Source organism: Bacteroides cellulosilyticus DSM 14838, from assembly GCF_000158035.1.
GTDB classification, from domain to species: Bacteria; Bacteroidota; Bacteroidia; order Bacteroidales; family Bacteroidaceae; genus Bacteroides; species Bacteroides cellulosilyticus.
Genome location: NZ_EQ973492.1, coordinates 394,308 through 396,968, shown reverse-complemented (window position 1 = coordinate 396,968; position 2,661 = coordinate 394,308). Strand labels below are relative to the sequence as shown.

The following is a 2,661-nucleotide window of genomic DNA, read 5'->3' as shown; positions in this document are numbered from 1 at the left end:
TTTTATCTTTCTGCATTTCTGCCGAAGGGGCATGCAACAAACCTGTAGTACCGTAAGTTAATTGAGCCGAAAGTACAAACGCACAACATAAAAATATGCACGTTGTTATAAATCGCTTTATCTGCATTCTTTTCAATTCGTTTATACTTTCGACTTAATTGTATAGGTTGCTATCTCGCGATTATTCAGGAACTACAATACCACCACCAGCATTACCACTTCCATGACCATGACCGTGACCGTGAGCATGAGATACAGTATCTACAATATAGTTGCTAAGTTCAATACCATTAGCTTCTTTTACTACATTGTTAGCACCATTCAAATTCGTTAATGTACCTTCAACCGGAACATCATTAACTGTGATACTTGCCACTTCACGAGTTATCTGATTATATACACGAGTAACATCCAGTGTTTTCAGCCAATTATCATAAGGAATTACGTAATCGAAATCAGTTTTTGAGTTTAATGTTTTTTCTTCTTTACCGAATTCCGCGATTACATTAGCAGTCATCAAACTTACAATTTGCTCATAGATTGGATTACCAGCTGTCAGTCCTGCTTCTTTCAGCTTAGTCTTATAATTACCCTCTACTTCTACAGTACCGATATAATCCATATAAGTAATGTTAAATGGTAAACCGGCCGGTTCATCATCATTACAGATATCTACAGTGACTGTTTTAAAGAATTCTTCAAGTTTTTTAGTCTGAGCAGGATCAACCAGATTTACCGCATAGTTGATCGGTGAATCAACTTCACTATCACTTGTGCCATCGTCTTGAATCTCTATTCTCTTCTTGAATGTAATTGTTTCATTATTCGGCCCTACAATCTCAAAGACAAATGTTGCAGATTTCTTTTCTGAGTCAGCTCTTGTTAGAACAGTGAACAAGTCAGCGGGAACCTCAAAATTATAAGTATAGCCTTCGTCAACTCCAAGTACCTTTGACTTTTCCTCATTATATAAGGTAATAGCTTTAGCATTATATAGAGCGCCATTAACAGTCAATACACCAGAGATTTTTACTACGCCAACGGGAGCTTTCGTCAAAGTAACGATAATAGTTTTATCCTTTCCGCTTTCAGAAGATCTAAGTTTCAGCAACTCAGCAGTTACATATTTGGTTACATAGCCTTCTTTTGTAATTTTGATTATATAAGTCTCACCACCAAGAACAGCATTGACATCTGTAACTTCAGTTCCAGATACAGTCTGAATCGTATAATCTGTACCGAAAGTCAGATTACCTAGTTCAGTATCTTTCACAGCAAGCTTATAAGTACCTTCATACTTAGGTTGCATAGCAACGAAAGCAGGATATACAGCAGTTTGACCAGCTTCAATCTTTACAACATTCACTGTAACTTTTGTATCTTCATAGTTAGCTGCGCTAACAGTGAGTTCATAAGCTTTGGGATCCGTAACTTTTGCTGTAAATCCGCCATTGCTAACAGTTGCGGTAACACCTCCTGCTACGTTAGCGCTTGCAATGGGAGCCAAGGTTTCAGCATCAACTACTGTACCGGCAATCGTATAAACTGGAGCCGGGAGTGTAACTTCACCGGCAGGACCATTTACATCCAAGCCTTCATCCTTATAACATCCGGTTAAAAGAGCCCCAGATAAGGCTACTACGGTTAATGCTAATTTAGCATTAAAACCACTGAATAAACTTTTCTTTTTCATCTCAATAAAATTAAAAATTTAGTAATTCTGATTTAATAAAATATGGGTTAAAACTATTATTCTGCATTATATTCTCCCCCGGGTTCGCTCTATATCCTCTATAATAATACTGTTCATTGCCGGCATTGTAGGCAATTCCCATATTTTTAGATGGAGTAACTCGTGGAATATATCCTTTTCTCTTATATTTATAAGGCGGCAATGCCACTTGGAACCTAAATCCTCCGTTAGCACTTGCCCCCTCCGCTTTCATTGCGTAGAAACCTATTGAAGCATAACGAAAGTGACGAATCAAGTCGAACCTCACCCCTTTTTCTCCTAACAGATATTGTTCTACTTTCAGACTTGCCTGCACATTATAATGCGGATAATAAAAATTCGCCCCTAAAGCCCAGGTCATTCTTGTTTTTGTGCCATAGGTCCATTCAAATCCATCCCATCGTTGTGTAGCAGTCAGTCCAATCCGGCCTTCTACTGAAAACCTTTCATCCTTAAATGTATGTAGTAGTCGAAGGTCTCCTCCATAGCGTTCAGCATTAAACATTCCCAAAGTTCCGGTAACCCATATATTATAGGGCAAACGAACTGTTTGTTGCAATGTCAAAAAGCCCGGATGTACTTTACCAGCTCTTCGTCCATATCCATCATTATAAACTGGAATAACCACTTGTGCCGTAAGTCTCATCCCTTTCCAAAACGAAACTTCAACTGCCGGTGACAAATTAAACAGCACCTGATAAATCTGCGTTATTATCAGATTCTTTAATGAAACTTCTGGATATACAACGACATCTACCTTAAACAAAGAGCTATTCTTCCTCCCTATTTTACGCGCTTCTTTCCACGTTCCACCCAAATCATAGCTAACATTCCAGTCCCGACGGCTCGCTTCAGGAACGCTATCACCGATTATCGGTTTATAGTAGAGAGAAATTTGAGGTACATTATTGTCCAAAACAATTACTCGA

2 protein-coding genes and 1 pseudogene are annotated in these 2,661 nt (G+C 38.4%); all 3 read right to left on the bottom strand.

All coding sequences use genetic code 11. The annotated features are described in order from the left end of the window. A pseudogene (locus tag BACCELL_RS27800) lies at nucleotides 1–127 on the bottom strand (YjbH domain-containing protein); the annotation flags it as partial. A gap of 54 nt (nucleotides 128–181) precedes the next feature. After that, nucleotides 182–1,693 carry a carboxypeptidase-like regulatory domain-containing protein gene (locus tag BACCELL_RS19675; protein WP_007213785.1) on the bottom strand — a complete coding sequence of 504 codons (1,512 nt, stop codon included), beginning with the start codon at nucleotides 1,691–1,693 and terminating at the stop codon, nucleotides 182–184. A gap of 10 nt (nucleotides 1,694–1,703) precedes the next feature. Next, nucleotides 1,704–2,661: hypothetical protein (locus tag BACCELL_RS19670; RefSeq protein WP_007213784.1), on the bottom strand; the 958-nt coding region annotated here is incomplete at its 5' end.

What these genes read in the sequence shown, in the direction of transcription:
- BACCELL_RS19675 (WP_007213785.1), bottom strand. Translation starts at nt 1,693, where the DNA reads ATGAAAAAGAAAAGTTTATTCAGTGGTTTTAATGCTAAATTAGCATTA.